This window comes from uncultured Schumannella sp., from assembly GCF_905479755.1.
GTDB lineage: Bacteria > Actinomycetota > Actinomycetes > Actinomycetales > Microbacteriaceae > DCRR01.
This window is the reverse complement of record NZ_CAJQNT010000030.1, coordinates 43296-67513: the sequence shown is the minus strand read 5'-3', so window position 1 is coordinate 67513 and position 24218 is coordinate 43296. Positions and strand designations below refer to the sequence as shown.

Annotated in this window: 23 protein-coding genes; 11 read left to right on the top strand and 12 right to left on the bottom strand. The window is 68.9% G+C overall.

Annotation, left to right across the window (positions count from 1 at the left end; all coding sequences use genetic code 11):
- The first annotated feature begins 6 nt into the window (after positions 1 to 6).
- Positions 7 to 1329 carry an O-acetylhomoserine aminocarboxypropyltransferase/cysteine synthase family protein gene (locus QZ258_RS09020; protein WP_294180773.1) on the top strand — a complete coding sequence of 441 codons (1323 nt, stop codon included), beginning with the start codon at positions 7 to 9 and terminating at the stop codon, positions 1327 to 1329.
- Between the two features lie 62 nt (positions 1330 to 1391).
- Positions 1392 to 1910 carry a CoA-binding protein gene (locus tag QZ258_RS09015; RefSeq protein WP_294180830.1) on the top strand — a complete coding sequence of 173 codons (519 nt, stop codon included), beginning with the start codon at positions 1392 to 1394 and terminating at the stop codon, positions 1908 to 1910.
- Here the strand turns inward: QZ258_RS09015 and QZ258_RS09010 are convergent.
- From QZ258_RS09010 to QZ258_RS09000, 3 genes are read right to left on the bottom strand one after another with little or no spacing between them, the layout of a single operon-like run.
- Positions 1885 to 3087 (bottom strand): MFS transporter, encoded by a 1203-nt coding sequence (locus tag QZ258_RS09010; protein WP_294180771.1) that lies wholly within the window; start codon positions 3085 to 3087, stop codon positions 1885 to 1887. The genes QZ258_RS09015 and QZ258_RS09010 overlap by 26 nt on opposite strands.
- Before the next feature lie 7 nt (positions 3088 to 3094).
- Positions 3095 to 3925, bottom strand: a complete 831-nt coding sequence (locus tag QZ258_RS09005) for an aldo/keto reductase (RefSeq protein WP_294180766.1) — start codon at positions 3923 to 3925, stop codon at positions 3095 to 3097.
- Entirely contained in the window at positions 3922 to 4395 is a 474-nt protein-coding gene (locus QZ258_RS09000) for a helix-turn-helix transcriptional regulator (RefSeq protein WP_294180765.1), read from the bottom strand. Before QZ258_RS09000 ends, QZ258_RS09005 begins: the two co-directional genes overlap by 4 nt.
- Before the next feature lie 230 nt (positions 4396 to 4625).
- On the opposite strand from QZ258_RS09000, the gene QZ258_RS08995 reads away from it, so the two are divergent.
- From QZ258_RS08995 to hrpA, 4 genes are read left to right on the top strand one after another with little or no spacing between them, the layout of a single operon-like run.
- Positions 4626 to 5633, top strand: coding sequence for a methionine ABC transporter ATP-binding protein (locus QZ258_RS08995; protein WP_294180763.1), 1008 nt, complete (start codon positions 4626 to 4628; stop codon positions 5631 to 5633).
- Positions 5630 to 6331 (top strand): methionine ABC transporter permease, encoded by a 702-nt coding sequence (locus tag QZ258_RS08990; RefSeq protein WP_294180761.1) that lies wholly within the window; start codon positions 5630 to 5632, stop codon positions 6329 to 6331. Before QZ258_RS08995 ends, QZ258_RS08990 begins: the two co-directional genes overlap by 4 nt.
- Before the next feature lie 18 nt (positions 6332 to 6349).
- A complete protein-coding gene (locus QZ258_RS08985) occupies positions 6350 to 7156 on the top strand; it encodes a MetQ/NlpA family ABC transporter substrate-binding protein (protein WP_294180757.1) in 807 nt (268 codons plus the stop codon).
- Between the two features lie 37 nt (positions 7157 to 7193).
- On the top strand, positions 7194 to 11039 hold the full coding sequence (gene hrpA / locus QZ258_RS08980; protein ID WP_294180755.1) for an ATP-dependent RNA helicase HrpA: 3846 nt from the start codon (positions 7194 to 7196) through the stop codon (positions 11037 to 11039).
- Here hrpA and QZ258_RS08975 read toward each other — a convergent pair.
- From QZ258_RS08975 to QZ258_RS08965, 3 genes are all read right to left on the bottom strand, one after another.
- Positions 11029 to 11586, bottom strand: a complete 558-nt coding sequence (locus tag QZ258_RS08975; RefSeq protein ID WP_294180754.1) for a GNAT family N-acetyltransferase — start codon at positions 11584 to 11586, stop codon at positions 11029 to 11031. The genes hrpA and QZ258_RS08975 overlap by 11 nt on opposite strands.
- Positions 11587 to 11595: 9 nt before the next feature.
- Positions 11596 to 12585: a ribonucleotide-diphosphate reductase subunit beta gene (locus tag QZ258_RS08970; RefSeq protein WP_294180750.1), complete on the bottom strand. Its 990-nt coding sequence runs from the start codon at positions 12583 to 12585 to the stop codon at positions 11596 to 11598.
- A gap of 116 nt (positions 12586 to 12701) precedes the next feature.
- A complete protein-coding gene (locus tag QZ258_RS08965) occupies positions 12702 to 15170 on the bottom strand; it encodes a ribonucleoside-diphosphate reductase subunit alpha (protein WP_294180748.1) in 2469 nt (822 codons plus the stop codon).
- 274 nt (positions 15171 to 15444) lie between these two features.
- Here QZ258_RS08965 and QZ258_RS08960 point away from each other — a divergent pair, with 274 nt between their 5' ends.
- Entirely contained in the window at positions 15445 to 16653 is a 1209-nt protein-coding gene (locus tag QZ258_RS08960) for an MFS transporter (RefSeq protein ID WP_294180746.1), read from the top strand.
- A 10-nt stretch (positions 16654 to 16663) separates the two neighbouring features.
- On the opposite strand, the gene QZ258_RS08955 is transcribed toward QZ258_RS08960, so the two are convergent.
- The 3 genes from QZ258_RS08955 to QZ258_RS08945 are packed head-to-tail and all read right to left on the bottom strand — an operon-like array spanning position 16664 to position 18721.
- Positions 16664 to 17650 (bottom strand): aldo/keto reductase, encoded by a 987-nt coding sequence (locus tag QZ258_RS08955; RefSeq protein ID WP_294180744.1) that lies wholly within the window; start codon positions 17648 to 17650, stop codon positions 16664 to 16666.
- Positions 17651 to 17659: 9 nt separating this feature from the next.
- Positions 17660 to 18484, bottom strand: coding sequence for an alpha/beta fold hydrolase (locus QZ258_RS08950; protein ID WP_294180741.1), 825 nt, complete (start codon positions 18482 to 18484; stop codon positions 17660 to 17662).
- Between the two features lie 39 nt (positions 18485 to 18523).
- Positions 18524 to 18721, bottom strand: a complete 198-nt coding sequence (locus QZ258_RS08945; RefSeq protein WP_294180740.1) for a hypothetical protein — start codon at positions 18719 to 18721, stop codon at positions 18524 to 18526.
- Positions 18722 to 18944: 223 nt separating this feature from the next.
- Between QZ258_RS08945 and QZ258_RS08940 the strand changes: the two genes are divergently transcribed.
- Positions 18945 to 19799, top strand: a complete 855-nt coding sequence (locus tag QZ258_RS08940; RefSeq protein ID WP_294180738.1) for a DUF4349 domain-containing protein — start codon at positions 18945 to 18947, stop codon at positions 19797 to 19799.
- A gap of 51 nt (positions 19800 to 19850) precedes the next feature.
- On the top strand, positions 19851 to 20189 hold the full coding sequence (locus QZ258_RS08935; protein WP_294180736.1) for a hypothetical protein: 339 nt from the start codon (positions 19851 to 19853) through the stop codon (positions 20187 to 20189).
- Positions 20190 to 20192: 3 nt separating this feature from the next.
- On the opposite strand, the gene QZ258_RS08930 is transcribed toward QZ258_RS08935, so the two are convergent.
- Entirely contained in the window at positions 20193 to 20615 is a 423-nt protein-coding gene (locus tag QZ258_RS08930; RefSeq protein ID WP_294180733.1) for a pilus assembly protein CpaE, read from the bottom strand.
- A 130-nt stretch (positions 20616 to 20745) separates the two neighbouring features.
- Between QZ258_RS08930 and QZ258_RS08925 the strand changes: the two genes are divergently transcribed.
- Complete coding sequence (locus QZ258_RS08925; RefSeq protein WP_294180731.1) at positions 20746 to 21546, top strand: SDR family oxidoreductase; 801 nt, start codon at positions 20746 to 20748, stop codon at positions 21544 to 21546.
- On the opposite strand, the gene QZ258_RS08920 is transcribed toward QZ258_RS08925, so the two are convergent.
- Positions 21547 to 22572: an NAD(P)-dependent alcohol dehydrogenase gene (locus tag QZ258_RS08920; RefSeq protein ID WP_294180726.1), complete on the bottom strand. Its 1026-nt coding sequence runs from the start codon at positions 22570 to 22572 to the stop codon at positions 21547 to 21549.
- A gap of 120 nt (positions 22573 to 22692) precedes the next feature.
- Here QZ258_RS08920 and QZ258_RS08915 point away from each other — a divergent pair, with 120 nt between their 5' ends.
- Entirely contained in the window at positions 22693 to 23235 is a 543-nt protein-coding gene (locus tag QZ258_RS08915; protein WP_294180724.1) for a TetR/AcrR family transcriptional regulator C-terminal domain-containing protein, read from the top strand.
- A 5-nt stretch (positions 23236 to 23240) separates the two neighbouring features.
- Here QZ258_RS08915 and QZ258_RS08910 read toward each other — a convergent pair whose 3' ends face one another.
- Positions 23241 to 24101: an SDR family oxidoreductase gene (locus QZ258_RS08910; protein WP_294180722.1), complete on the bottom strand. Its 861-nt coding sequence runs from the start codon at positions 24099 to 24101 to the stop codon at positions 23241 to 23243.
- Positions 24102 to 24218: the final 117 nt, after the last annotated feature.

Here is a 24218-nt window from a genome sequence, read left to right as displayed (position 1 = left end):
GGCGGAATGCCAGACTCCGCCTCGCCCGAAACCCCGCGCGCGTCCGATCGCAACTGGGGATTCCGCACGCGCGCGATCCACGCCGGCAACATCCCGGATGCCGTGCACGGCTCGCGCGCGCTGCCGATCCACCAGTCGAGTGCTTTCGTCTTCGACTCGACCGAGGATGCCGCCGCCCGCTTCGCGCTGCAGAAGTACGGGAACATCTACTCGCGCGTGTCAAACCCGACCGTGGCGAGCTTCGAGGAACGCCTCGCCTCGCTCGAGGGCGGGCTTGGCGCCGTCGCCACCGCCTCCGGCCTCAGCGCCGAGTTCATCACCTTCGCCTCGCTCGCGGGCGCCGGTGACCACATCGTCGCGGCGCAGAGCCTGTACGGCGGCACCGTCACCCAGCTCGACGTGACGCTGCGCCGGTTCGGCGTCGAGACGACCTTCGTGCCCGGCACCGACCCCGCCGACTACGCGGCCGCGATCACCGACAAGACCAAGCTCATCTTCGCCGAGACGATCGCCAACCCCTCCGGCGAGATCGCCGACCTCGAAGGGCTCGCCGACGTCGCGCACGCGGCGGGAATCCCGCTCATCATCGATTCGACGGTCGCCACCCCGTATCTCAACCGTCCGATCGAGTGGGGCGCCGACATCGTCATCCACTCGGCCACGAAATTCCTCGGCGGGCACGGCACCACCCTCGGCGGTGTCGTCGTCGAGTCGGGACGCTTCGATTGGGCGAGCGAGCGTTTTCCGCTGTTCAGCGAAGACGCCGCACACTACGGCGGGCTCAACTGGCACGGCAACTTCGGGGAGTACGCGTTTTTGACCCGGCTGCGCGCCGAGCAGTTGCGCGACGTCGGGCCGACGCTCGCCCCGCACTCGGCGTTCCTGCTGGCGCAGGGCGTCGAAACGCTCCCCTACCGGATGGAGGCGCACGTGGGCAACGCGCGCGCCGTCGCCGAGTTCTTGGAGGCCGACCCGCGCATCGAGTTCGTCAACTGGGCGGGGCTCGCCTCGCATCCGCACCACGAGCGCGCCCAGACCTACCTGCCGCTCGGCCCCGGATCGGTGTTCAGCTTCGGGGTGAAGGGCGGGCGCGACGTCGGCCGTCGCTTCATCGAGAACGTCGAACTCGCGAGCCACCTGGCGAACATCGGCGATGCGAAGACGCTCGTCATCCATCCCGCGTCGACCACCCACGCACAGCTGTCGGAGCAGCAGTTGCTCGACGGCGGCGTGCTGCCCGGGCTGATCCGGATCAGCGTCGGCATCGAAGAGGTCGACGACATCATCTACGACCTCGACAAAGCGCTGAGCATCGCGGTGGAGGGATGAGCGAAATGGGTACAACGGACGCGGTCGAGACGGTGCAGCTGACCAATGGGCTGAGCTGCAGCATGCCGGCGAATTCGCCGCTCGCGAAGCTCATGCGCAGCCAGCGCACCTGGGTCGGGCCGAGCGCGCAGGAGCGCCTCGGAATTCTGCGCCGTGCGAAGACGGTCGCGATCGTGGGCGCCTCGGCGAACCCGGCGCGCTCGAGCTACTTCGTCGCCACCTACCTCTCGCAGTCGAGCGACTACGAGCTGTACTTCGTCAACCCGAACGCGACCGAGATTCTGGGACGCCCCGTCTACAAGTCCCTCGCCGACCTGCCGGTGGTTCCCGACATCGTCGACGTCTTCCGGCGCGCAAGCGACATCCCGCAGGTGATCGACGATGTGCTCGCGATCGGCGCGACAACCGTCTGGGTGCAGCTGGGGATCTGGAACGAGGAGGCGGCGCGTTACGGCGAAGAGCACGGCCTCACCGTCGTGATGGATCGCTGCATCAAGGTCGAGCACGCGCGCTTCCACGGCGGGCTGCACCTGCTCGGCTTCGACACCGGCGTGATCAGCTCGAAGAAGCAGCTCCGGTAGGGATCGGTCCCGTCGCCAGCGGCACCGCGTTCCGCGGGTAGGCCAGCAGCACGAGCGCGGAGATCACCCACACCCCGCCGATCGTGGCGAGCAGCACCCCGCCGCTGGCGTGTGCCATGGCGCCGGCGATCGCAGCACCCGCGGCTGCCGCCGAGGCGCGAAGCCCCGCGCCGACCGTGAAAACCTGCGAGCGCACCGCGAGCGGGCTCTGTTCTTTGCGAAGCAGCAGCATCGCCGCGGCACTGGATGCGGTGAACAGCCCCGAGACCCCGATCGCCGCGACCGTCCACACGAAGCCCAGATCGATCGCGGCCACCACGGTCGCGACGCCGGTCGCCGCAAAGCCCGCCCCCATGACGACGATCGGCGGAGCGGAGCCCCAGCGCCGCGCCGCCACCGCGAGCGCGCCGAGCAGGCCGCCGATAGCGAACGCGGTCACCACCCACGCCGCCCGCTCGGCGCTTCCGGCACGTTCGAGGGCGACCGCGACCGCAGCCACCGCAAGGCCGCCCGCACCCAACTGGCTGAGCGTGCCCGACAGCGTCACGATCGCGATCGGCCGGTGTGCCACGAGGTGCCGCATCCCGGTCGCCATCGTGCGCACCGCGCCGACCCTCGGCGCGGGGCGCGGGGCCAACCGCAAGGCGAACAGGCCCGCGCAGCCGAGCAACCCGATCGCGGCGAGCACCAGCAGCGCAGTGCGCGGCGAGCCCGCGACCGCGAGAACCGCGACCAGCGCCGGGCCGCCGACGGAGCCAACGTTGTAGGAGAGCGCGTCGTGCGCGTAGCCGCGACGTGCGTCGACAAACTCATCGGCGACGAAGCTCGACAAGCCACCCATGAAGAACGGGGCGAACATGCCGCTCGCCACCAGCGCGAGCATGACCAGCGGAGTCGGAACACTGCCGAGGGATGCGGCGAGCGCGAACGCCGCCGCCGTCACGCCGGCGCCCGCCAGCATCCAGCGCCGCGGGTGCCGCGTCCGGTCGAGCGTCACCCCGACCAGCGGTGCCGCCAGCACGCTCGGCCCGAGCGTCGCGGCGACGAGTTGACCGCCGAGGGCGAGATCACCGAGCTCCGTCGCGGCCAGGATCGGCAACGCCACCATCACGCCCGAGGTGGCCAACCGCAGCGGCACCGAGGCGGCGAGATAGCTCGCCGCGGTCAACCCCCGCACGCGCAGCTCAGAAGGTGGCAGTCTCGGGGTTCGACCCCTGGCGCAGGCCCGAGTCGAGTCGGTCGATCGCCGCCATCTCGTCGGCGCTCAACTCGAAGCCGAACACGTCGAAGTTTTTGGCCATCCGCTCGCGACTCGTGGTCTTCGGGAACACCACGATGCCCTGCTGGAGGTGCCAGCGCAGCACCACCTGCGCGGGTGTCACCCCGTGGACCGCGGCGGCACCGGCGATCGGCGCCATCTCGAGCAGCGGGTACTTGCCCTGTCCGAGCGGCCCCCAGGCCTCGGTGACGATGCCGTGCTCGGCGCCGTAGGCGCGCAGCTCCTTCTGCGCGAGGCCCGGGTGCAGCTCGATCTGGTTTACGGCGGGAACGGTGCCGGTCTCGGCAGCCAGTCGCTCCAGGTGGGGCACGTGGAAGTTGCTGACGCCGATGGAACGCGCCAGGCCGGCCGACCTGATGTTTTCGAGCGCCTTCCAGGCATCCACGTACTTGTCGGCGTCGGGGCGCGGCCAGTGGATCAGGTACAGGTCGACGTAGTCGAGACCGAGCTTGTCGAGGCTCTCCGCGATGGCGGCGGGGGCGGCGCCGTTCACGTGGTCGGTGTTCCACAGCTTGGTGGTGATGAACAACTCGTCGCGCGGGATGCCGGAGGCCGCGACCGCGCGGCCCACCCCCTCTTCGTTGCCGTAGACCGCGGCGGTGTCGATGTGTCGGTAGCCGACCTCGAGCGCGTCGAGCACGATGCGCTCCGTCTCGGCCGCATCGACTTTGAACACCCCGAATCCGAGCTGAGGGATCTGGTGGCCGTCGTTGAGCGCAATGGTGGGAACCGTCATGCTCCTATGCTGGCACGGGTTGCTGGCGGCTCGCCGGTTGGCCCCTCCCACGCGGTGCGCCGCCCGTCGCTCGCGCGCCGCGACGGACGTCGCCACGGATCATCCGGGTCCCGGCCGCGGCCGCGCCAGCCGCGCGTGCTCGCCGGCCCGAGCTCTTCATCGGGGAGCAGATGCTGTTCGGTGCGCCACCCGATTCGGCGATCGAACAGGTAATCCCAATGGTCGAGTTCGCTGGCGATGTGCTCCAAGAGCGCCGAATCGAGCTCGTAGAGGCTGCGTGGCCAGTCGTCGTGCTGGAGGACGGCCCCGTTCTCGCGCAACACCTTCAGGTGGTGGTGCACAGCCGCGCGGCTGACACCGAACTCGTGCCGGATGACGTCCTCCAGATCCCCCAGATAGTGCGATCCCGACGCGAGCACCTCGACGAGCCGCCGCCGAATCGGCTCCGCCACCACCTCGAACACATGCACAAAAACATGGTGCCAATTGAGCATGGCGCCAAGTTCAATTGGCATCACTCCTGAGAGAGGGCACCCGCCGCAGGGGGCTGGGGAGGAGGGGCGGCAACATTTCGTCATGCGATTTCGACGCGCGCGCTCCCCGACCTAGGGTCGGAGAACCGCGGGGCCACGCCTCGCCCCGCCCCGCCCCACGAACACCGCTCGACGATGCGCGAATCCCAGCCCAGAAAGGCCCGCGCGTGATTGTCGCCGAACGGCTCGTCAAGACCTTCGCGAGCACCGACTCCCAGAATCCGGTGCGCGCCGTCGATGACGTCAGCCTCCGAATCGCCGAGGGCGAGATCTTCGGCATCGTCGGGCAGAGCGGCGCCGGCAAGAGCACGCTGGTGCGCCTGCTCAACCTGTTGGAGCGCCCCGACGCAGGGAAGATCCTCCTCGACGGCACCGACCTCACCGCGCTCGACGAGCGCGCGCTGCGCCGCGAACGCCACCAAATCGGAATGATCTTCCAGCAGTTTCAGTTGCTGTCTCGGCGCACCGTGCGCGACAACGTCGCGCTTCCGCTCGAGGTGCTGGGCGTCCCGGCGCGCGAACGTCGCGCGCGCGTCGACGAGATCCTCGAGCTGGTCGGACTCACCGACCGTGCGGATGCCTACCCCGCCCAGCTCTCGGGCGGCCAGAAGCAACGGGTCGGCATCGCCCGCGCGCTCGCCCCGCGCCCGCGGGTGCTGCTCTCCGACGAGGCGACGAGCGCCCTCGACCCCGCGACCACCCGCTCAATCCTCGACCTGCTGGCCAAACTCAACCGCGAGCTGGGCCTCACGATCGTGCTCATCACGCACGAGATGGAGGTCATCAAGCAGGTCTGCCACTCGGCCGCACTGATCGAGGACGGCCGCATCGTCGAGCAGGGACGCATCCGTGAGCTGCTCGGGACGCCCGGTTCGCGCATCGCCCACCAGCTGTTCCCGCTCGGCGAGCACGCCCCGGAGCGCGGCAACACGATCGTCGAGGTCACATTCACGGGGCTTGACTCAAGCCGCCCGGTGATCGCGCGCCTCGCCCGCGATCACGGACTCGACATCAGCATCTTGGGCGCCATGATCGAAACGGTCGCAGGGGAACAAACCGGGCGCATCCGACTCGAACTGCCCGGCGACGCCGCGACCAGAGCGGCCGCCATCGAGAGCCTGCGGGCCGAGGGCTACGTCGTCGATGTCGCCGCCACGAGCGGGGGTGCCGCGTGATCGACCCCACCGACCCGGCATTCTGGCCGCGCCTTGTCGACGGGCTCCTCGTCGCGAGCGCCGAGACGCTCATCATGCTCGTCGTCACCGGCATCGTCACCCTCATCGGCGGACTCGCGCTCGGCGTCATTCTCGTCGCGACGGATTCGGACGGCGTCCTCGCCGCCCCGTTCGGCTCGCGCGCGCTCGGCCGCGGCATCAACCTCGTGCTCGGCACCATCGTCAACATCGGGCGCTCGGTGCCGTTCATCATCCTGATGGTCGCGTTGATCCCCGTCTCGCGGTTCCTGGTCGGCAGCGCCTACAGTCTCGAGGGCGCCATCGTGCCGCTCTGCGTCGCCGCCGTTCCGTTCTTCGCCCGCATCGCCGAGATCGCGCTGCGGGAGGTCCCCGCAGGCCTCGTCGAGGCCGGCACCGCGATGGGTGCCTCCCCCGTCCAACTGCTCGTCAAGGTGCTCGTCCCGGAGGCCGTGCCGGCACTCCTGCGCGGATTTACCACCACGCTCGTGACGATCGTCAACTACTCGGCGATCGTCACCGTGGTCGGCAACTACGGGCTCGGCTCCTTCGCCTACGTGAACGGTTACCAGCGCTACAGCGTGATCCACATCCTCGCCGTGGTCGCGCTCCTGGTCGCCCTCGTTCACCTCCTGCAGTGGCTCGGCAACCGCCTCGCCACGCGACTCTCTCACCGCTAGATCCTCGAAAGGCCCACCATGTTCCACCGCTTCTCGCGCGCCGCGCTCGCCACCACCGCCGCGGTCGCCGCCACCCTCGCCCTGAGCGCGTGCGGCGCCACGGCCGACGACGACTCGACACTCAGCGTCGGCGCGACCGCCGTTCCCGCCGCCGAGATCCTGCAGTTCGTGATCGACTCCGGTCAGGCCGAGGAGGCGGGGCTCACCCTCCGCGTCCAGGAGTACGCCGACTACGTGACCCCGAACCAGGCGCTCTCGGACGGCACCAACGACGTCAACCTGTTCCAGCACGAGCCCTACCTGAACCTCTACAACTCGGAGTCGGGCGACGACCTCGTCGCTGTCGGCAAGGTCTACCTGCCGCCGCTGGCGCTCTACTCGAAGACCGTGGACGACATCGCCGACCTGCCCGACGGCGCCAGCATCGCGCTGCCGAACGATGCGAGCAACGAGTCGCGCGCCCTGCTGCTGCTCGCCGCCCACGGCCTGATCGAGACGACGGATGCGCCGAGCACCGTCGCCGACATCACCGCCAACCCGCGTGGCTTCGAGTTCAGTGAGATCGACGCCGCGAGCCTGCCCCAGGCACTCGACGAGAAGGACGCCGCGATCGTGAACTTCAGCTTCGCGGCCGCCGCGGGGCTCGATAGCTCCCTCCAGCTCTTCGCCGAAGGCGCCGAGAGCAGCTACTTCAACATCCTCGCGACGCGCGCCGAGCTCGCCGACGACCCGCGCGTCGCCACGCTCTACGAGCTGCTCACGTCCGAGGAGACCGCCGCCTGGATCCTGGAGCAGTACTCGGGCCTCGTCACGCCGGCCGCGTAGCGCGCGCGGCGGTCGAGGGGCGCTAGCCTGGACGGCTATGCCCCTCGACCTGCCGCCGATCACCTACCCGCCGGAGCTGCCCGTCAGCGCCGCGCGGGAGGAGCTTTCGCGCGCCATCGCCGACAACCAGGTGGTGATCGTGGCGGGCGCGACCGGCTCGGGCAAGACGACCCAACTGCCGAAGATCCTGCTGGAGCTCGGACGCGAGAAGATCGGACACACCCAGCCGCGCCGGATCGCCGCACGCAGCGTCGCCGAGCGGATCGCCGAGGAGCTCGGCGTCGAGCTCGGCACCCTCGTCGGCTATCAGGTGCGCTTCGACGACCGCACGAAGCGCGAGACGGCGGTCAAGCTGATGACCGACGGCGTGCTGCTCGCCGAAATCAACCGCGACCGCGACCTGCGCCGCTACGACACGATCATCATCGACGAGGCGCACGAACGCAGCCTCACGATCGACTTCCTGCTCGGCTACCTCACGCGGCTCCTGCCGCGTCGCCCCGAGCTCAAGGTCATCATCACGAGCGCGACGATCGACCCGGAGCGTTTCGCGAAACACTTCGCCACCGCTGGCTCCCCCGCCCCGATCGTCGAGGTGAGCGGACGCAGCTACCCGGTCGAGATCCGCTACCGCCCGCTCGTCGCCGAGTCCGGCGACGACGACAGCGACGACGGCGCGACCCGCGACGACCGCGACATCGTGCAGGGCGTGCTGGATGCGCTCGACGAGTTGGAGCGCGAGGGCACCGGCGACGTGCTCGTCTTTTTCAGCGGCGAGAACGAGATCCGGGATGCCGCCGACGCCATTCGCGGACGCCTCACCTCGCGCGGCGCCGCCGGCGAGTCCACCGAGGTGCTGCCGCTCTACGGCCGATTGAGCTCCGCGGAGCAGCATCGCGTCTTCGAGCAGGCCCGGCCGGGCATCCGCCGCCGCATCGTGCTCGCCACCAACGTCGCCGAGACGAGCCTCACGGTTCCGGGAATCAAGTACGTGATCGACACCGGCACCGCGCGCATCAGCCGCTACTCGGCGCGTTCGAAGGTGCAGCGTCTGCCGATCGAGGCGATCAGCCAGGCGAGCGCCAACCAGCGCTCGGGTCGCGCCGGGCGTACGAGCGACGGCATCGCCATCCGGCTGTACTCGGAGGAGGACTTCGACTCCCGCCCCGAGTTCACCGACCCCGAGATCCTGCGCACGAGCCTCGCCGCCGTCATCCTCCAGATGATCGACCTGCGGCTCGGCGACATCTCCGAATTCCCGTTCGTCGAGCCGCCGGATGCGCGCGGCATCAAGGACGGCACCGACCTGCTGCTCGAACTCGGCGCGATCTCCGCCGACCCGACAACCGGCCACACCCGCATCACCAAGTCCGGGCGCGACCTCGCCCGGCTGCCGGTGGACCCCCGCTTCGGCCGCATGATCGTGGAGGCCGAGCGGCGCGGGGTCGCGCGCGAGGTGATGGCGATCGTGGCCGGGCTGAGCATCCAGGATCCGCGCGAGCGACCGCTCGAAAAGCGCGGAACAGCGGATGCCTCCCACGCCCGCTTCACCGACCCGACGAGCGATTTCATCAGCCTGCTGAACCTCTGGAACCACGTGGAGCACCAGCAGCGCGAACTCTCCAGCAGCGCGTTCCGGCGCCTGTGCAAGTCCGAGTTCCTGAACTACCTGCGGGTGCGCGAGTGGCAGGAGCTCTACCGCCAGCTGGTGCGCGCCGCCAAGCCGCTCGGCATCGTGCCCCAGGGCGCGAGCACCGACGCCGACGCGATCCACATCTCGCTGCTCTCGGGGCTGCTCAGCCGCATCGGCCTGCTCGATGAGCGCTCGCGCGCGAAGCCGGGCGAGAAGGGGCGCCGCTCCACCGAGTTCCTCGGCTCGCGCCAGCAGCGCTTCACGATTTTCCCCGGGTCGGCGCTCGCGAAGAAGCCGCCCGCCGCGGTGATGGCCGCCGAGCTGGTGGAGACGAGCCGCCTGTTCGCCCGCACGGTGGCGCGCATCGACCCGGCCTGGGCGGAGCCGCTCGCCGAACACCTGGTGAAGCGCAGCTACGGGCTGCCGCGTTGGGAGAAGAGGCAGGGTTCGGCGGTCGCCGACGAGAAGGTCACCCTCTACGGCGTTCCGATCGTGCCGAGGCGCCGCATCCAGTTGGCGCGGATCGACGCCGAGCAGGCCCGCGAGCTGTTCATCCGGCATGCCCTCGTCGGCATGGACGGCAAGCCCGGGGAGTGGCCGTTCGAGATCCGGAACAACGCACTGTTCGAGTTCGATCGCGCCAACCGGGCGCTGCGTCGCGAACTCGAACAGTTGGAGGAGCGCACCCGCCGCCGCGACATCCTGGTCGACGACGAGGCCGTCGTCGACTTCTACGACCGACGGATTCCCGCCGACGTCACCGACGTACGGCGCTTCGAGCGCTGGTGGCGCGACGCCCGCCGCGCGACACCCGAGTTGCTGACGATGACGCGGGAGGCCCTCCTCGGCGAGGAGGAGGCCGCGCCCGCGCGCGACGAACAGGGCTTCCCCACCCACTGGCAGGCCGGCGAGCAGCGGCTGCGCCTCGCCTACCGTTTCGAGCCGGGGGCCGAGGATGACGGGGTGACGCTCGAGATCCCGCTCGCGGTGCTGCCGCGGCTGGAGGATCGCGGCTTCGACTGGCTCGTGCCGGGGCTTCGCGAGGAGCTCGTGACGGCGCTCATCAAGAGCCTGCCCAAGCACATCCGGAAGAACGTCGTGCCGGCCGCCGACTGGGCGAGAAAGCTCATGGCGGAACTCCCCGAGCACGCCGACTCCCCGTTGACGGACCTGCTCGCGCAGGAAATCCGGCGTGCGACGCACACGGTCGTGGCCGCCTCCGACTTCGACCTCGACCGCGTCGCGGCGCATCTGCGGATGGGTTTCGCCGCGATCGACGCGCGCGGTCGGCGCGTCGGGCTCGACAAGAGCCTCGCCGCGCTGCAGTCACGCTTCGCCGAACGGGCGCGCTCGAGCGTCGCGAAGGTGGCCCAGACGGCCACACCGGGGCGCGAGTTGGAACGCTCAGGGCTCACCAGTTGGGATCTCGACGAGCTGCCGAGGCTCGTCGAAGCGAAGCAGGGCGCCTCCACGGTCCGGGCCTTCCCCGCCCTCGTCGACGAGGGGGCGAGTGTCGCGATTCGGGTCTTCGGCACGGCCGCCGAGCAGGCCGCCGCGCATCCGCTGGGGGTCAGGCGGCTGATCGCGCTGAGCCTGCCGAGCCCGCTCGGCTATGTGCAGGAGCACCTCACCGGGCCCGAGAAGCTGCAGCTCGCCGCGAGCCCGTACCGCTCGACGGCAGCGCTCCTCGATGACGCACTTCTCGCGGTGATCGACCAGGCGGCGGGCCCGCGCGCGCCCGTCACGAGACCTGAGTTCGAGGCGTTGCGCGACGAGGTCTCGGCGGGGCTCATCGACGGCGTGTTCGAGGCGGTGCAGCTCACCGCGCGCGTGCTCGACGCCGCGCGCGTCGCCGACAAGGCGATTTCGGCACGGTCGAGCCTGGCGCTGATGTCGCCACTCGCCGATGCGCGCGCCCAACTAGACAATCTTGTCTACCCCGGCTTCATCCGCGCGACCGGCATCGACCGATTGCGCCGCGTTCCGCTGTACCTCGCCGGAATCACCCACCGCACCGAGAAGATGGCCGCGAACCTCGGCCGCGATCGGCAGTGGCAGACCGAGGTCGAGAAGGCGACGGCGCTCGTGCGGGATGCGGGCGGCGAGCTACCCCTGCCGCTCACCGCCCCCGAGCACCTGCACACCGCGCGCTGGATGCTCGAAGAGCTGCGCCTCTCGCTCTTCGCCCAGCACCTCGGAGCCCAGGGACCGGTGAGCGTTCAGCGCATCAGCAAGGCGCTCACGGGATGACCGGCTCCCCGCCGAGCACCTTGCGATAGCAGCGCGCGTCGACCATGTCGACGTACAAGCCGTAGGGCGGGATCGGGTGGTAGCCGAGGCGCTCATAGAGCGCGATCGCCGCGATCTGGCGCGGGCCGGTCTGCAGCACCAGGGATGCGGCGCCCTGTTGGATCGCGAACTCCTCGAGCCAGGTCATGAGTCCCCGCGCCGCGGCGGTCCCGCGCGCGTCCGGCGCGACGAACAGTTTCTTCACCTCGAACTCGGCGCCGTACGGCCGCAGAGCGGCGTGCCCGACCGGCGCGCCGTCCTGGAGCGCGAGGACGGTGACCGCGATCGTCGCCGGGTCGATCACGAGAGCTCGCGCCGACTTCGCGGCGACCGCCGGGTCGAGGCTCGCCACGAAGTCGGCGTACATCGCGCCGGTCTCGGCGTCCATGGCCGCGCGGAGGGCCACGGCGCGCGGGTCGAGCCAGTCGACGGGTGCGAACTCGACGGGGTTTCGATACGCCGCTTCGCGGCTACTCAACCGGCCGTCCGCCGCTTCGCGGCTACTCAACCGGCACCACTAACGCTTCGAGCCCGCGCTCGCGTTCGACTCGTAGGACGTGTTCGTCGACTCGAAGAAGTTCACCAGCTGCAGGGTGTCGTTCGCGGCCGCCATCCACTTGGCCGGGTTCGAGACCTTGTACTCGGGCTCGAAGCCGAGCTCCTCCAGTCGGCGGTCGGCGAGGTACTTCACGTACTGGTTGATGTAGCTCGCGTTGAGGCCGAGGATGCCGCCGGGAAGCAGGTCCCGGTTGTACTCCTCTTCCATCTCCACGGCATCCAGAATCATCTGCTTGATCTCGTTGGCGAACTCCGGCGTCTGCAGGTCCGGGTTCTCGTCGAGCACCGTGAGGATCAGGTTGATGCCGAACTTGAGGTGCAGGCTCTCGTCGCGCACCACCCAGTCCATGAGGCTGCCGAAGTTGCGCAGCAGGTTCCGCTGGCGGAAGCTCAGCGCGACCATGAAGCCCGAGTAGAACCAGATGCCCTCGAGGATGACGTTGTAGGCGACGAGGTTGCGGATGAAGTCCTGCTTGCCCTCGGTCGTCGTGATGTCGAGGGTCTGCTCGGTCATGCGCTTGATGAACTTGACCTCGAACTCTTCCTTGCGCGCCATCGAGGGCACATCGACGTGGGCGTTGTACGCCTCGTCGCGGTTGATCGGGAAGGTCTCGAGCACGTACTCGAAGCTCATGCAGTGGTTGGCCTCTTCCCACATCTGCTTCGCGAGGTAGAGGTGCGCCTCGGGGGCGTTGATGTAGGGGTAGACGCCGAAGGCGAGCGCCTTGTTGACGAGCAGCTCGTTCGGGTTGAAGTACGACATGAGGAACGTGATCGCGTGGCGTTCCTCGTCGGTCATCTTCTTGAAGTCGGCGATGTCTTCGCCGAGCTGGATCTCGTTGGGGAACCAGGTGTTCGCCACCGCCTGGTCGTAGAGGTCCATCGCCCACTTGTAGGTGACGGGCTTGAGGAGGAGGCCCTCCGTGATTCCGGTTCCGAGGATCGGCATGTGTTGTGGTGTCCTAATGTCGCGGTGGGTAGAGAGTTACTGGCAGGACTCGCACTGCAGGTCGTCCATCGGGTCGACCGGAACGTCGTAGCCGCCGACTTCGTCGAAGGGACCCATCACAGGCCTCCGAATCCACGACGCGCGGGGGCGGCGGCGGGCTGCTCCGCGGCGGCGGGCTCCGCCGGTACCGACGAGGCGGCACCGAATCCGCGCTTGGCGGGAGCGCCCTCGTCGACCTGGATCGACTTGTTGACCTTGACGGTCGACTGCTCGGCGGTGTGACGCGGCTTCATGTGCAGGTAGTACGTCGTCTTGACGCCGCGCTCCCAGGCCCCGAAGTAGATGTCCATCATGTCGCCGAGGTCACGCGTCTCGAGGTACATGTTGCGGCTGATGGCCTGGTCGATCCACTTCTGGGCGCGCGCCGCCACGTCGAGGAAGGCGTAGGGCGAGAGCTGGAAGCTGGTCTTGAAGACGGCCTTGATCTCGTCCGGGATCTCGGCGATGTTCTGGATGTCTCCCTGCGAGCGCAGGATCTGCTCCTTGGTGGACTCCCAGATGCCCGCGCTCTGCAGCGCCTCGACGAGGTTGCGGTTGATCTCGAGGAACTTGCCGTTGCTGGTGGCACGGCTGAAGATCTGCGAGAACTGCGGGTCGAGGCCGGGCGTGGTGCCGGCGACGAGACCAATGGATGCGGTGGGTGCGATCGCCATGAGCGTCGCGTTGCGCATCCCGCCCTTGACCTTCACCCGCAGCGCGTCCCAGTCGAGGCGCGTCGTGCGGTTGACGTTGATCGGCACACCGCGGTTCTCTTCGGTGAGCGCGATCGAGTCGAAGGGCACGAGGCCCTGCGCCCAGCGGCTGCCCGCGAAGTTGGTGTACGCGCCGCGCTCCTTCGCAAGGTCGGCCGACTCGTCGATCGCGGCGTAGGAGACGTGTTCCATGATCTCGTCGATCAGGTCGTAGGCCGCCTCGCTCTCGTAGCTGATGCCGAGCTTCTCGACGACGTCGGTGAAGCCCATGACGCCGAGACCGATCGCGCGGTTCTGCTGGTTGGAGAAGTCGGCCTCGTCGACGCTCGACTCGGTGATGTCGATGAGGTTGTCGAGTTGACGCACCGCGAGGCGGGCGCTCTCTTCGACCTTTGCCCAGTCGAAGCCAAGCGTTCCCTCGGCGTCGACGTGGAGGTGGGTCGACAGGTTGATCGAGGCGAGGTTGCAGACCGAGACGTTGTCGACATCCTGCGGCAGGCAGATCTCGGTGCAGAGGTTCGAGAGGTGGATGGTGCCGGTGTTGTTGTTGAGGGCACGGTTGTTGATCGTGTCCTTCCAGGTGAGCCACGGGTGGCTCGTGGTCTGGAGAGAGATCAGGATCGACTTGAACTGCTCGCGCGCGCCGATCTTCTTGAACATGCGCATCTCGCCGGCTTCGGCCTTGGCGGCGTATTCGGCGTAGCGGGCCGAGAACTCGGCGCCGTAGAGCTCGTTGAGGTCGGGGGCCTCGAGCGGGTCGAAGAGGTACCAGTCGTCGTCGTTCTGGACGCGCTTCATGAACTCGTCGCTGATCCACACCGCGGTGTTCGCGGTGCGGGTGCGGCGGTAGGGGTCACCGGAGTTCTGACGCAGGTCGAGGAACTCGGGGAAGTCGAGGTGCCAGTTCTCCATGTAGAAGCACAGCGCGCCGAACTTCTTGCCGCCGCGGCTGACCGCGCGCAGCACCGAGTCGATCGTGTGCATGAAGGGGATCGGACCGGTCGAGGTGGTGTTGTTGGAGCGGATCGGCGAGCCCTGCGAGCGAAGCTTGGTGACCGAGAGGCCGATGCCGCCGGTGCCCTTGGTGAGCCACATGACGTCGCGCACGCTCTTGGCGATGTGCTCGATGTCGTCCTGCATCTCCATGACGAAGCAGTTGGAGAGCTGCGGGTAGCTGGTGCCGGCGTTGACGAGGGTCGAGCCCGCGGCGACGTACTCGAGCTTGGACATCTTGTCGTAGAACGCGATCGCGTGGCTCGTCGGGTCGGCCTCGTTGAGCGAGAGGCCCATGGCGATGCGCATCCAGAAGAACTGCGGCACCTCGAGCGGGTCGCCGTTGCGGGCCTTGATGCCGTAGCGGTTGTTGAGCGTCACCACACCGATGTACTTGAGCAGTTCGTCACGGCTCGGCTCGAGCTTGGTGGCGAGCAGGTCGAGGTCGAACAGGTCCGGGAAGCGCGGGTCGAGCAGGTTTTCGGCGACCCCGCGCTCGACGCTCGCGCGGAAGTGGCTGGCGTGCAGGGACTTGAGCTCGTCGGCGGTCGTGTAGTCACCGAGGACGCGCTTGTAGATGGTCTTCAGCAGGAGCCGCGCGGCGACGGTGTCGAACTGCGGGTCGTCTTTGACGTTCTGGAGGGCGACCTGGATGACGGCCTCGTCGAGCTGCTGCGTCGTGATGCCGTCGAACAGGGTGAGTTCGAGCTCGCTCGCGATCTGGGTGACCCACGTGATGTTCTCGTCGAGGCCCGCGCTCGCGTGCTCGATCGCGAGGTTGATCTTGTTGGCGTCGTAGGGCTCGCGCTCTCCGTTGCGCTTCACGACCGTGATCGACACGTGTGGACTCCTCTCGTGCGCCCTGCGCACGTTCCCCAGCAGACCCAGCTTTTTGTCTTGCGGACCTGCATTTCTTCGGTCCGTTCGCGGTCACGAACGGTGTTTCAGCCACTCCCCCGGCTGAGCGGTTCGATCACTATATATCGGGTCACCGACACTGGGGAGTCACAAGATCTTGTGGGCGTGTCGTCCACAGAATGTGCATAACTTCGCCGAATTGTGCACAGTTTCCACAGGCTGTGGCGGCCCGAGAGGCGACTAGGCTCGGAAGGCTATGAACGCGTACGCCGACCTCCTTCGCACCCCCGGCGTCGCGCGGATCATCACGGCGCAGTTGTTGGCCCGATTCCCCGGCGGCATGATCTCGCTGGGGTTCTTGCTGCACCTCGAGAAGATCTTCGACTCCTACGGCGCGGCCGGTCTCGTGCTTGCCGCCACGAGCGCCGGGCAGGCACTGTCGGGGCCGCTCACCAGCCGCTGGATGGGCGTGTGGGGGATGCGTCCGGTGCTGATTCTGACGACGAGCGTCAGCACCGTCGCCCTCATCACCGTCGCTCTCGCCCCGCTTCCCTTGTGGGGCTACGTTCTCGCGGGGCTCGTCGCGGGCCTCAGCAACCCGCCGATCCAACCCGCGGTGCGCACGATCTACCCGAAGATGGTCAACTCGCGCCAACTCACCCCGCTGTTCTCGCTGGACGCCTCGGCGCAGGAGATCATCTGGGTCGCCGGCCCCGTCGTCGTCACGTTCATCGGCACCCAGGTCTCCACCGTCGCCGGCATCCTCACCGCGGTCGCGTTCCTCGTCGGCGGTGGGTTGCTGTTCATCGCGTCTCCGGAGGTCGGCCAGGTCCGCATCCCGCGCAGCAAGCGTCGCTTCGGCGTTGTGCTCGCCAAGCCCCCGGTGCTGCTGTCGACCGTCACCGGCTTCCTGCTCATCGGCTCGTGCGCCGCGATCGAGACCGGCGTGGTCGCCACCTTCGGCGACCACGGACCGGAGGCCGGCTTCGTGCTCGCGATCTGGGCGATCTCGTCGTTCGCGGGCGGACTCGCCTTCGGACACATCCCGGTCGGCCCGTGGGCGCTGGCCCGGCGCATGTTCGTCGTCTTCGTCGGTGCGACGCTCGCGATCTTCGCCTGGGAGTTCTGGTCGCTCTCGCTACTGCTCGTGATCGCGGGGCTCTGCATCGCCCCCGCCCTCGCGGTGATGTTCGCGATCGTGTCGGCGAGCGTCAAGTTCAGCGACACCGCCGAGGCCTACGGCTGGATCGGCACCGGCCAGCTGATCGGGGCGGCGGCGGGCGCCGCCATCGCCGGATTCGTGATCGACGCGATCGGCCCCGACGGCGGCATCATGGTCGGCGCGATCTTCGCGCTGGTCGGATTCCTCGTGCCGACGATTTTCCACCGCGCCCACCCGGACCTGCGCGGCCGCGACGCGAGCCCGATTCCGGACACCGAGCCCGTCCCGGTGCAGCCGAGCTGAGCGGACCCGCTCACCACCGCCCGTGAATGGAGGCGCGCAGGCGTCGGTCGTACAGCTCGCGCACCGCATCCATGAAGTCGGCCCTGAGCGGGGGCACCTCGCCCGCGGCCGCGTTGGCGCGCGCCTGCGCGACCGTGCGGGCCCCCGGGATCACCGTGGTGACACCGGGCAGCTGGGCGACCCAGGCGAGCGCGGCCGTGGCGGGTTCGAGCCCGCGGGCACTCGCCAGCTCGGAGAACTCGCGAGCGGCCTCGATGCCCTCCTCAAAGTCGACGCCCGAGAAGGTCTCGCCGACGTCGAAGGCAGAGCCATCGCGGTTGTAGTTGCGGTGATCGTTGGCCGCGAACGCGGTCTCGCGCGTGTAGCGGCCGCTCAGCAGCCCGCTCGCGAGCGGAACGCGCGCGATGATGCCCACCCCCGCGTCGCCCGCGGCGGGAAGCACCTCGTCCAGCGGCTTCAACCGGAACGCGTTGAGGATGATCTGCACGCTCGCCACGTTCGGGCGCGCGATCGCGGCGAGCGCCTGTGAGGTCTCTTCCACGCTGACGCCGTACGCGGCGATCGCCTTCTCATCGACCAGGGTGTCGAGCGCGTCGAAGACCTCATCGCTGCCGTAAACGTCGGTCGGCGGGCAGTGCAGCTGCACCAGGTCGAGCGTGTCGACGCCGAGGTTTCGGCGCGAGCGCTCCGTCCAGGCGCGGAAGTGGTCAAGTACGTAGTTCTCGCGGCGCTGTTCGACGCGGCGCCCCATCTTGGTGGCGACCATCACCTGAGCCTCGGGGTTGGCCCGTCGCCAGGCCGCGATCGTCTGCTCGCTACGGCCGTCGCCGTACACGTCGGCGGTGTCGAAGAAGGTCACGCCGGCCTCGAAGGCGGCATCCAGAATCTGCAGCGCATCCGCTTCGGAGACGTCACCCCAGTCGGCGCCCAGCTGCCAGGTTCCGAGTCCGATTGCTGAGACGGCGCGGCCGGTGCGCCCGAGAATGCGTGTGTCCATAGCGCGAGCCTAACCAGCGGATGCGGTCCCGGCTGGCAGCGCCGACGCCGGCGCCGCGGCACGCGGCCGGGCGAGGATCGCGGTGGCCACCACGCGCGCCAGCCGCGGGCGCACGAGGTGGTCGTTGCCGTCGACGCGGTGCGCCGTGACGGAGCGCAGCTGCTCGGCGAGTCGGATCCCGCTCGTCGCCAGGAAGGGGTCGAGGGTGCCGTAGACGAGCTCGATCGGGGCGCGCACGGCGGCGAGGTCGCTCACGGTGGTCTGGCTCTCGATGGCGTTCTCGAGCGAGAGTGAGAACGCCCGCCAGTTGCGCTCCGACACCTCGAGCACGTTCTTGATCGGCGAGATCGCCGCGAGCCGCGCGGCGCTGCGCATCGTGAACTCCTTGTGGTCGCGCAGATACTCGTACGCCTTCAGGTACAGCCCCACGGCGGCGCGATCCCACGGAGTCCCGATGGACCGCGGGGGCAGGTAGATGGGCGGGCTCACCAGCACGAGCCGGTCGAGCCGGTTCGGGTACTGCGCGGCGTACCGCGTGGCGATGAGCGAGCCCATGGAGTGACCGACGAGCATGAAGTGCTCGCGCCCGACGACGCGCCGCAGGGTGCGACGCAACGCCGCCACGTGCTCTTCGACGGTGAATTCGGAGTCCTCGGGGGACGGCGACTCACCGAAGCCCAGCAGATCGATCGCGATCACACGGCGGCTCGGCGTCAAGAGCGGAACGAGGTTCTCGAACGTGACGGAGGACGAGGCGATGCCGTGCAGGAGCACGACAATCGGACCCTCGCCCTCGTCGATCGCGACGTGGAGAAGGGGCGGTCTCGCAAACATGCGACTCACCCACCCCATGCTCTCAGCGTAGAGGCAGACTCAGCTGTCGCGAAGCTCTTCCTTGTACTCGTTCTTGGCCTTCACCTCGTCGCGGTGCGCTTCGGCCTTCTTCACCTCGGCCTCGGCCTGCAGCTCGTCGACCTTGTCGGAGGCGCGCTCCTTCTGCTCGTCGACCCAGTCGCCGACCTTCTCACCGGTGCTCTGAGCGGCGTCCTTGGCGTCATCCATGAATCCCATGTCATCCTCCTTGTGAGTGGACTTCTGACGGGGCTCGTTTCGTGCCCGCCGGTTCCCGACGTTACGACCCTTCGCCCCGCCGCAGGCCCGCCTCTCACCCGATTCGGACACGGCGTTCAGGGCGCCTCCAGCCAGGCCCGTCACCAAGTTGTGACCAGGCGACGACCGACAGGCGGGGAACGTTGGGTTCCGCTTGCCGAGCGGGATGCCTAACGTGGCAGACATGAGGCGAACAGTGATCGGTGGACTTGTCCTGATGGCGGTGCTCGCGCTCGGCGGGTGCAGTGCCTTGAGCGGCGTCGAGGAGTCAGTGGCGCCCGACGAGGGGATCTCCGGTCCCGTCGATGTCGAGGTCAGCGACAGCGCCGGCGCCGATCGCGAGAGCTCCGACCAGAGCGTCGACCGTTCGGTCATCGTCACCGGCTACATGGTCGTGACGGTGGAGGAACCGCTGGATGCGGCGCGCGAGGCGGTGCGCATCGTCGAGCGCATCGGCGGCCGGGTCGACTCGCGTCAGGAGTACGCGCCCACCGAATTCCATGGCGGCAGCGCGACGCTCGTGTTGCGCATCCCCTCCGACCAGCTGACGCCGACACTGAATGCGTTGCGCGAACTCGGCCGGGCCGACTCGGTATCGATCCAGAGCACCGATGTCACCGTGGAACGGCAGGACCTCGACGCGCGCATCACCGCGTTGCGCAGTTCCCTCGACCGCTTGAACGCACTGATCAGTCGCGCCGACAAGATCGCCGACCTGATCGCGCTCGAGGCCGAGATCAGCTCGCGCCAGGGCCAGTTGGAGAGCCTGGAGGCTCAGCAGCGTTACCTCGCCGACCAGGTGAGCATGTCGACGATCACCGTGGATCTGCGCAGCGACCGGACCGCTCCGGACCCGGAGCCCGGAAACTTCTGGGAGGGACTCGTCACCGGGTGGGACGCCTTCGTCGCCTTCTGGGCCGGAGCCCTCGTGGTGCTCGGCGTGCTCGCGCCCTGGCTCGTCTTCCTCGGTCTGCTGGCTGTGGGCATCGTCGTCCTCGTCAAGGCCCTGCGCCGCCGAGCGGCGCCGCCGAGCGAGTGAGCGCGCGATGCCGTGAGCGCGAGGTGCCGCCAGAGCGGCTAGCGTCGAGGCATGCGCTATCTCGCGTGGGGCCCGAGCCGGCGGTGGCGCGGAGAAGTGATCGCACCGCCGTTCGCGCCGATCACGCTCCCGAATGACATCATCGCCGCCCTCGACGCGAGCCCGGACGCTCCCCCGTTTCTCGGGTCGGCGAGCAAGCACTTCGACGACGTGTTCAGCCGGCTCTTCCACGGCTGGGACAACAAGCTGCTCTCCCCCGACGACGCGCGCGCGACGGCCGAGTGGATCGAGGGCTGGGTGCGCGAGGCGCCGGGGCGCGAGAGTGCGCTCGGCGTGGCCCAGCGCCTGCGTGCCGCCGCCGAGCACGACTGGTACTTCGACTGGGAATGAGCCTCAGTCTGCGGCGCGGATGAGCGCCAGCAGCGCCCGTCCGTACGACTCGGCCGGGTCGTCGCTGTCGAACACCTGCACGCGATCGCGGATCCGCGCCTCGACCAGGTATCTGGTCTGCGTGCCCGACTCGCGCACCTCGCGGCGCAGCGAGACGAAGGCGCCGCGGAGCAGATCGCGCAGCTGATCCTCGCGCGGCAGCCACACGGCGTCCTCGAGCGCGAGCGAATCCAGCGCCCACTCGGTCGTGCCGTTGAAGCCGAGGATCGTGCCGCCCGGGTAGTGGTGGGCCTCGATCGTCATGTCGCTCACCGTGAACACGTCGCCCTCGAAGTCGTCGCGGGCGATCTGGAAGGCGTCGCCCGACACGGGCGCCCAGACGACTCCCGCGGCGCGGAGCTCGGCGGCGAGCGCGGTGGAGATCATGTCTCCATCATCGCGTGCCACGAGTCGCCGCGCCGATCGCGGTGTTGCGAAGACGCCGGGCTCTTGCGCCATTCCGACCGCCGTGGTCGACTTCGGGGAGAGCACAGTCACTCAGGCAAGGGAGCACGAGATGGACGTCAGCGGCAAGGTCTTCGTCGTCACCGGTGGCGGCAACGGGATCGGGCGCGAAGTGGTGCTTCAGCTGCTCGCGCGCGGCGCGCGGGTCGCCGCCGTCGACCTCAACGCCGATGCTCTCGCGGAGACCGCCTCGCTCGCGGCGGCCGACGACGCCCTCAGCACCCACACGATCGACATCACCGACCGGTCGGCGGTCGAGGCCCTGCCCGCGGCGGTGACCGCCGCACACGGCGCTATCGATGGTCTCGTCAATGTCGCGGGAATCATCCAGCCCTTCGTCAAGGTCGCCGAGCTCGGCTATGACCAGATCGAGCGCGTGATGAACGTCAACTTCTGGGGCGTCGTCAACACCACCAAGACGCTGCTTCCGACGCTTTTGGCGCGTCCGGCGGCGAGCCTGGTCAACGTCTCCAGCATGGGGGCGCTCGCGCCCGTGCCCGGTCAGGCGGCCTACGGCGCGAGCAAGGCCGCCGTGAAACTCTTCACCGAGGCGCTCTACGCGGAACTGCAGGGCACGAACGTGGCAGTCACGGTCGTGTTCCCGGGCGCGGTCGGCACCGGAATCGCGACGAACTCGGGAGTGGAGATTCCGAACATGCCGGATGCCGACGCAGCACAGCGGAAGACCACGAGCCCGGCGGAGGCCGGGCTCGTGATCGTCGAGGCGATCGCCAAGGGCGAATTCCGCGTGCGCATCGGAAGCGACGCCACAATGCTCGACCGGCTCTCGCGGCTCTCGCCGCGACGCGCCACGCTGCTCATCGCCAAGCAGATGAAGGACCTGCTCGGCTGATCAGCGAGCGACGCGAATCGCGGCCTTGCCGCGGATCGTGCCCGAGATCAGGTCGGCCATCGCGCGCGGCGCCTCGGCCAGCGGATAGACCTCGCCGATCGCCGGAGTGATCGTGCCCGCGGCGAGCAGCTCGCCGAGGCGCTCGATCGTTCCCTGGTCTTCGACGGAGAGCATTCCGACCATCGTCTGCGAGCGGAACAGGGCGTGCAGCGGGGCCAGCATCTGACGCTGGGCGCCGCCGAGCGGCCCGGAACCGCCTTCGCCGCCGACCAGCACGGCCGTGCCGTGCGAGGTCAGCAGGCGGCGCAGCGCGCGCACGGGGGTGCGTCCGTTGACGTCGATGATGAGGTCGAAGCGTTCCTTCAGCTGCGCGATGTCGGTGACGGCGTAGTCGATGACCGTCTCGGCCCCGAGTCCGCGGACGAGATCATGCTTGGCGGCGCTCGCCACGCCCGTCACGTGGGCACCAGCGGCCGCCGCGATCTGCACGGCGAAGCTGCCGACGCCGCCCGAGGCTCCGACCACGAGGACGCGCTGGCCCGCCTCGACGTTGCCGCGCTCGTGCACCGCCTGGTACGCCGTCAACCCGGAGACCGGCACGACGGCCGCCTGCTCGAAGGTCACGTTGGCGGGCTTGTTCGTCAGCTTCGCTTCGGGCGCGACCGCGAACTCGGCGAAGCTCCCCTGGGCGATTCCGAAGACCTCGTCACCCACGGCGAAGCGCGTCACCTCGTCGCCGACCGCCGCGACGACGCCGGCGACGTCGAGGCCGGGAACGGGGCGCTGGGGCGAGCGAAGCCCGAACATCATCCGCACCACGAAGGGCTTGCCGGCCATCAGGTGCCAGGTTCCGCGGTCGAGACCGGCGGCGTGCACCGTGACAAGCACGTCGGTCGGTCCGGGCGTCGGCACGGGCAGGGTGGCGACCTCGAGCACCTCGGGGCCGCCGTAGCGGTGCTGGGTGATGGCGGTCATCGTCGACGTCGTCGAGGCGCTGGTCGCGTTCGTGTCGTGGTGCATCGTCATGTCTCGTTCTCTTTCTCGCGAACTGTCTGGCTCGTGGGTGGGGAGTTCGTACTAAGTACGCAACAGCAGGTACGCTATCCGTACAAAGTACGACTGTCAAGACCCGGATCGGGAGAATCGATGTCACCAGCCCAGAACCACCTCGACCGCGCCCGCGTGATCCGCGGCGCCGTCGAGCTCGCGGACGAGATCGGAGTTGACGCCCTCACGATGCGGCGCCTCGCCGACCACCTCAGCGTCCGACCGATGTCGATCTACACCTACGTGAGCAGCAAGAACGACCTCGTCGACGGGATGGTCGGACAGGTGTTCGCCGAGATCGAGAGACCCGCCTCCGACGCGCCCTGGAAGGATGCGGTGCGCATCCGAGCGCGCTCAACGCGCGCCGTTCTGCACCGCCACCCGTGGGCGATCCCGCTCATGGAGTCTCGACGAAACCCCACCGCCTCGGTGCTCGCGCACCATGACGCCGCGCTCGCGGTCTGGCTTCGCGCGGGTTTCCCGCTCCCCCTCGTCGCCCACGCCAACGTCACCGTCGACGCCGTCGTCTCCGGTTGTGCGCTACGTGACGCGGCGCGCCCGGGTCGCGCGGCCGGCAACTCCTTCGACTTCGGTCTCGAGACACTCCTCGACGCGCTCGAGCGGGCCTCCGAGCGGCCGTGATGCGCTCAGTCCGCGGCGCGCTCCTGGGCGAGCCGATCGAAGTAGTCGTCCCAGCTCTCGTGCTCGCGGCCAGCCGCGGCAGCGAAATCACTCGGCCGGTCCGCCTCGCCGTTGCGGATTCCCTCGTAGATTCCCGCAATCACGCCACCGATGAAGTCGCCGAGTTCCGCGACGCGATCGGCGCGGTACTCCTCCACCGACATCGAGGTGAAGGGGAGCTCGGTGCCGACGACCCGGCCCAGATAGTCGGCGAGCTGGGCCTGCGTCAGGAGCCCGCCGTGGAGGTTGTAGGTCTGCCCGTTGTGGCGGTCGTCGGTGAGCATCCGTGCGTAGGCGTAGGCGAGCTCGGGCCGCGTCGTGTAGCCGCAACGCCCCTCGGCGGCGCAGTTGGTGATTCCGCCCGCCTCGATGTACCGATCGACGTACTCGACGTCGGGCTCGATGTAGATGCCGTTGCGCCCGATGACCCAGTCCAGGCCGCTCGTGCGCACATCCTCTTCCGTCTGTCGATTGCTCCCGATGATGGGCGAGAATGCGGTGCCGTGCTCGGCACCCTGCACGCTCGTGTAGACGATCTTGCGCACCCCGGCGTTGCGGGCCGCGGTAATCACATTGCGGTGTTGGCCGATGCGCGCATCCGGCGCATCCATTCCGGACACCAGCAGCAGGACGTCGATGCCCTGCAGCGACGCTTCGAGATCGGCGGGCTTGTTGTAGTCGCCGGGGCGGACCTCGATCCCGAGGTGCGCGGCCTTCTCCGGCGTACGGGCGAGGCCGATCACGTCGCCCTTCGGAAGCAGTTCGCTCACCGCCTTCGCGATCTCCGAACCGAGCTGTCCACCGACGGCGGTGATCGCGACCTTCATGCCTCGTCCGTTCCCGCGCGGCTCGTGGCACCGCACGCTCCGACCCTAGCCGTGGCACGCGGCGCGTGCCGGGGCGTGCGAGCGGCATCCCGGGCGCCGGAGCGGAGGCGGAGAAAA